Annotated in this window: 5 protein-coding genes and 2 pseudogenes; 3 read left to right on the top strand and 4 right to left on the bottom strand. The window is 58.5% G+C overall.

Going from position 1 to position 5732, the window contains the following annotated elements:
• From WCB02_RS28485 to WCB02_RS28470, 4 genes and pseudogenes are all read right to left on the bottom strand, one after another.
• Positions 1 to 843, bottom strand: a pseudogene (locus WCB02_RS28485) (TrlF family AAA-like ATPase); the annotation flags it as partial.
• A 67-nt stretch (positions 844 to 910) separates the two neighbouring features.
• A complete protein-coding gene (locus WCB02_RS28480; RefSeq protein WP_423963085.1) occupies positions 911 to 2221 on the bottom strand; it encodes a hypothetical protein in 1311 nt (436 codons plus the stop codon).
• Positions 2222 to 2308: 87 nt separating this feature from the next.
• The gene (locus tag WCB02_RS28475) at positions 2309 to 3004 is read right to left on the bottom strand and encodes a hypothetical protein (protein WP_423963084.1); all 696 of its coding nucleotides are present in this window, start codon (positions 3002 to 3004) and stop codon (positions 2309 to 2311) included.
• Positions 3001 to 4425, bottom strand: coding sequence for a hypothetical protein (locus tag WCB02_RS28470; protein WP_423963083.1), 1425 nt, complete (start codon positions 4423 to 4425; stop codon positions 3001 to 3003). The genes WCB02_RS28475 and WCB02_RS28470 overlap by 4 nt, the downstream gene beginning before the upstream one ends.
• Before the next feature lie 507 nt (positions 4426 to 4932).
• Between WCB02_RS28470 and WCB02_RS28465 the strand changes: the two genes are divergently transcribed.
• The 3 genes and pseudogenes from WCB02_RS28465 to WCB02_RS28455 form a co-directional block, all read left to right on the top strand.
• Positions 4933 to 5391: a hypothetical protein gene (locus WCB02_RS28465; RefSeq protein ID WP_423963082.1), complete on the top strand. Its 459-nt coding sequence runs from the start codon at positions 4933 to 4935 to the stop codon at positions 5389 to 5391.
• A complete protein-coding gene (locus WCB02_RS28460) occupies positions 5392 to 5514 on the top strand; it encodes a hypothetical protein (protein ID WP_423963081.1) in 123 nt (40 codons plus the stop codon).
• 20 nt (positions 5515 to 5534) lie between these two features.
• Positions 5535 to 5732, top strand: a pseudogene (locus tag WCB02_RS28455) (hypothetical protein); the annotation flags it as partial.

Raw genomic sequence — 5732 nt, 5'->3', positions numbered from 1 at the left:
GCGCAGGGAGTCGAATTCGAGGCCACCCTTGATCCACGAGTACCGATCGTCGAACGGCGTCGCGACGTCGTCGAGTTTGTGCGCGTCGCTGCCGTGAAGACATGGCTTCAGCCCGCCATATCGGGCGCGTATCTCCCTCGGGTCTAGATCCCTCTGTCCGAGCCAGAATTCCCGCTGTGCCTGACTGCTCGCGAAGATTACGTCTGCGAAACCTTCAATCTCCCTTCTTATGGCCTGGTCGGCTGCTTCCCTTACGCCCGACGTCCCGTCGGTCGCGCCGCCCGCGACGGCTATGACGATATTCTTCTTGGCCCACCCGCTCTCGCCGAATACCTCGCGTAATTCGCGAAAATTGACCTTGAACTGGTTGGCGCCGAACGCCAACGCTGCGCCGTCATCGATGATGTTCGGATCGGCCTTCTTTCCCAACCTTATCAAGTCCGAGCGGGTACAGTCGTAACGATCTTGCTGCATGGTGAAGTGCAGCCGCGACAGCAGGCGCTGCAGTTCTGCGAGGTGGTCCGGATCTTCTGGACTGACGAACAAATGAAGGTTCACGAACCCTCCCCTGGACGTCGCGACGTCCAACCGCAGTTCGACATTCGGGAAAATCAGCGTCGCAGTCGGTAACCGCCCGGCGGCCCTGTACGCCAACACCAGCTGATAGGTCTCGGTGACGTAATAGTCAGTAACAGCAATCGCCTCGATCGCGGGATTGGCTGCCTCCAGCGCCGACAGATAATCCTCCCACGCGGTCGGGCCGGTGAACTGGTTGTTCATCACGGTACCGGGCGCGTGGATATGTGGCTCCCAGCGACGCCATTCCGACCCCCGGCTAATCATGCTTCCCCCATTTTTGCTTTTGTGCGGCACCTCGGCATGTCGCTCAATCTATTGGTGTGAATTACCGCTAACCCTCGAAGCCCTCTTTTGGCGACCATCTTCTGGTCTCCAATTTTCGTGGACGGAACGGATCCCCGAGTAGGGCCAGACCGTCGCGAAACATCGCATAGTTATACTCCGTGCCATCCGCGCGCCGGCCAAGGCTGCCTTCACCAATGCCGAAGCCGACAGGGTCGAAGCTGGGGAGATCGAGGCGCTCTGGAAGGTTTTCGCCGCCGCTCCGGATCATACCGGTAAGATCGTTTAAGAATGCCCTACAGGCTGTCTCCTCCATGACGAACCAACCGACCGCGTCGCCCAGAAAACCCCGGGAGAGCACGTCCCGGACAATGTGGTGCCTCCAAACGGGGTCGTCCCAGAGACCGTCGCGCCACCAGCGCGCCAACAAGGCCGGCCAGATCGAAAAGGCACTGCCGAGATACCATCGGCCGGCATAGGGCATTCGAACGAAAGCCACCGGGCCGGCGTCGGACGGGATGGGCCCCGTCCTCCCGATTCCATCGATCCAATCGACCACCTGGCTCAAGCCCATCAGGATGAAGTTCGACCGATGCGACGCGAGAGCCATCGCAGTCGAAACCCCACCGCCGCTAGCGATTTGCCCGGCCGGTGCTGGCGGGACCTTCTTGCGGGGCTTCGGAATCAGTGTCTCGGCCACACTCAGGAATGCGCCTGTCGTTCCGGGCTTTGAGCCGAAGGCATCGGAGTAACCATGGATGACGTGGCCAAAGGACGACCCCGTGTTGACATACGGCTTCACCTGCCGGGCATACTTTCGCGTCGCCTCGGCCGTGACCGTTTTTGCGGTCGCGTTGGCGGCGAACGAGCCGTGCGCTTCGGCCAACACGACGCCATGCCCCTCGACCTCGCCGCCACCATACAGAAAGTCCGCATGAGGATTGAGCGCACTGGACAGGCAGGCCGCATTCGCACGCCAGACATATCCCAAGGCATTCATGTAGAGATCCGTGATGCCGGCTCCGCAACGCGCGGCAAACAACGTCTTTTCGGTGTCGGCCAGGTCGGCGAAGTCCTGCGTCAGCTCGAACGCAGAGTCATTCGAGACCAGGCATTCCAACTGAGCAAGCGCGCTCTTTTGCAGACCCGCGAGCAGCCTCGGTCGGGCTTGTCGCGTCGTCGCCGTTCTGCAGACGGCCGCGGCCAGCGCGACTGGTCCAAAGGTTAGGATGGACGCAGGCCCGGGCGCCTTGAAAAGGGCCGACACTGGACTGGGAACATGCCGATGTTTTGTATGGGTGGTCAGGCCGATCGTCACATCGACATCCCACAGCCCAGTCTTCGAGATCACGGCGCTCATACGTCCCCCAAACGCCGCTGGCGCTATTTGCAACTCGCCTTCCGTTGGGCGTCATCTATCGATTTCGTCACCAGCACTCCTCCCGCCCTATTGCTCGATTAGCTCGTCTGTGACCGCATCGACAATAAGCACTTCCGCCGGCTCCGAGAGCCAAGCTGACACGTCTTCGATCTGCACTGCATCGCAGTGAGCCCCATAATAGTCGCGAACCTTCGAAAACTGACTGCCGAAACGCTCTGAAAACATCTTCTGAAGTTTGTCATTTCGGCTGAGCACGCTGGAAAGCGCCCTGCCCCCGTGCAGAAATTTGAGCGCATGCTCGGTGCCCACCAAATACAGATACTTCCGCTTGGGTGTCGGACTCTCGGCCAGTAGAACATAGTCCTTGAAAATCGAGTTTTGCCGGATCGATTCCGCACCGCCGCGCCAGCGGATGAACTTGAACTCCGCCACTCGCAGGTTCGTCTCAAGGTCGAATTCCCGACCCGTATTGCCGGCGCCGAGCGAGACATACTCGACCGTTTCTCCTTGCTCTAGAATATGCGGCAAGCACGACAGGATGCCGAGCGCGTGGATCGTCACATTGATCTGGCCGGCCAAGCGCTTCATCTCCGCGGCCGCAGCTAGCACTTCCCGACCCGCGCCGGCCTGTTCGAGGAACGCATCGCAATCGTCAGCCGATAGTCCGCGCACCTCCGCCTCGATCCGCCCGAGCGTACGGGTCAAGTCCTGGCCGGTGAATTTTGACAGGAGATGGATGACTTTGGCCGGATCCGACTTCACGTGACGTCTCCCAAGACTACCTTCAACCGGTCGATCTGATTGTAGTTGATGACCCGAGCGTCGGATCCGATCACCGGAAAGCGGCTGATCACGTAATGCTCCACCCGATCAAGAGCCAGCTTCTGCTTGAGCAAACCTTCACGTTTGCGCTCCTTTTGAAGAGCGCGGCGATAGTAATTCGTCAGGGACCGATTGTAGCGGACGAACAGGGCCCGGTCCGACTCCACTTTCGCCAGATCAATCCAGCTGTTCTTGCACTGGAAATTGTAGATCACGTCGCGATGGATCGTTACGACGTCGAATTCCTTGCGATTGATGCGCTTCACATCCGTCACCTGAAATCCCATAGCGGACAGATCGCGCTTCACCATGTCCTCGAAGATAAAACCGGCATGAATCTGGAAGCGGCGGCGACTGCCCAGGTGGATATTTTTGAAGGCATAGAGGAAGCGCGATAGCAGGTTGACGTTCGAAATAACGGCATCGCCCGCGTCGATAAACGGCTCATAGGCGTTGCTGTTGGTGGCGTAATCCGAAGGTTCGTTTACCAGCAAGCGTTCAAGCTCTTCTGGGGCGAATACCGCCTGCGCCCGAAGCATCGTCTGGAATTTTGGCTTCTTGATCTCAACGAAATAGTCATCGCGGGCGTGGCGCGCAAATGCGACTATCAACAGCGCCATCATTGAAAAATCGGAATCGTTCAGCCCGAATGCCGAATAGGTCGCCCCGACCAACCTCACGGAATTTCGTAGTTCAGCCGCCGAGAAAATCTTTCTCGTATCGAGCTCCTCCAATGGAGGCAACACAATCTGGTCTCCACGAAGTTCGGCCATGACCTGGATGGACGCTCGTTCCGGCTCGAGAAAATTCTCATCGAGCGTATCGAACCCATGGCTGGCCATCGCGCCGATCTCATCGATCTCCATGCTGAAGCCGTCGAGAATATCCAATTGCGCCAGCTTGAGGTGGAAACCCGTTATCGTAACGCAGCTATGCTCGACTTGGGGCAGCAGGACATTCAACGTGTCGAGCGGCACGAGCACATCGGTTCCCTTGCAGGCAAAAGGCATGGTGTAGAGCAGTGAGACCATGTGCCGGCGGCGGGATTGGAAATAGTCGACGGCCGCGCCCACTGTATCGAGCGTGATCCCAGGTCCGAAGGTTTGGCCATGGCTTTTGAAAGCGCTGGCAATGGCTGCCGTCTGTAGCATCGTCTGGAGGTAGCGCCCGACGACGCCAGCTTCAAACTGCGGGGACAATATTTCACGAACAGCCCGAAAGATTGACTCGACATTGGACAAGAGCCGATCGTCGAGAGGAATTGAACAAAGCCGCGCCCTTCCACGCAGATCATCGATGCCGAACCGTGGCAGATTGATGAATTCCTCGACGGCGCGGATCGTCCCGTGCCAAGAAGCCATAGCCTCCCTTGGCCGATATCGCGCGAGGACCGCAAGAAGGCCTCCGCTATGAGCAGCCAATTGCGCTTCGATTAGCGACCGGACGTCGTCACCGTAAATCCTCCGAGAGGCAGCAGACGACGGCGGCGATGCAGCGCCCACTACGCGCCCACCTGGTGCTGGAGGCCCGGTTGACCTTTGAAGCCGGCGCTGTGCTCACCTGCCGCCCAACTCAAAATAGCGTGTCGTCGAATATCCACTGCATCCCCACCCCTGAAATCATTTTGTCTTTCGGCATTTGTAGCAAATGCGCACGGCAATCTCTCCGACTTTCAATGACTTAGCGGAAGCGAAAAACTCCTTCTGCCGCCCAAGAGCCTGCGCGGGCGCGATATCTACGTCCTGACCTTCACATCGATACAATCATGGTGAAAACCCTGGATTTTCGGTGATTTATCGCCTCCAGCCTTGAAAGTCGCAATTATTCCCGTTAGCGTTCTCGTTAGTCATTCCTAATGAGGATCGCACATGACCATGCTTTTGGCCGAAATCCCGGATCAGAGCGTCAAAGGCGTTCTCGACGCGTTGGCCCCTTTCATCTCACCGGAGAGCATCAAACTCTTTGACCCAGTCCCCTTGCCGCCCGTCCAGAACGACGACGAGCTCACACAGCTCGCGCAGTCCGTCGTCGCCGCCGTTCGTCCGAAGCCGACCCAACCGCTGCGCAAAGAGGCCTTGCGCAAGCTGTTGGGCGGGCATGACACGTTCAGCGACCAACGCGGTGAACCCGATCCAGCCTTACGGAACGCCATGGGTGCTATCTCGAAGGCGCTGAAATCAGTCTTCTTCCATGATCAAGCAGTGCACCGGCTCGCAGTCCCGAAGAAAACGCACTTTCCCGACGGCACATATCGCGGAACGGTCTATGTCGTGACGCCCCTTGGTGCACTCGTTCGCGACCTGTTGAAGGCCGAGAAGGCGATCTGAATGATCGATGCTTCGAGCGGCGCCGGAAATCCGCGCACTATCCTGACCGTCAACGAAGTCATCCGCGAGAGGATGATTGCGTGCAGTAACGAGACTCTCGCGCAATACAAGAGCGCGATCTGACAGTGTCACAGAGGGCAGACATGGAGTGCTTTCGTATCGACGAAAGCGGATATACGGGATTCGACCTTCTCAACCGCGACCAGCGTTTCCAGGGTGCCTCGGCAATTGCCATCCGCGACGAAGATGCCGCACGCCTCATCAAGGAACACTTCCCGAGGCTGCAGGCACCGGAGCTGAAGTACCGCTCGCTCTCGCGCCGCCCCGGTAATCACCAGCCG

It is taken from the genome of Bradyrhizobium sp., from assembly GCF_049581145.1.
Classification (GTDB): domain Bacteria; phylum Pseudomonadota; class Alphaproteobacteria; order Rhizobiales; family Xanthobacteraceae; genus Bradyrhizobium.
This window is presented reverse-complemented; position numbering and strand designations above follow the sequence as displayed.

Bases quoted from the DNA above. Each gene is read 5' to 3' on its own strand.
- WCB02_RS28465 (WP_423963082.1), top strand. From the start codon at position 4,933: ATGACCATGCTTTTGGCCGAAATCCCGGATCAGAGCGTCAAAGGCGTT.
- WCB02_RS28470 (WP_423963083.1), bottom strand. From the start codon at position 4,425: ATGGCTTCTTGGCACGGGACGATCCGCGCCGTCGAGGAATTCATCAAT.
- WCB02_RS28460 (WP_423963081.1), top strand. From the start codon at position 5,392: ATGATCGATGCTTCGAGCGGCGCCGGAAATCCGCGCACTATCCTGACC.
- WCB02_RS28480 (WP_423963085.1), bottom strand. From the start codon at position 2,221: ATGAGCGCCGTGATCTCGAAGACTGGGCTGTGGGATGTCGATGTGACG.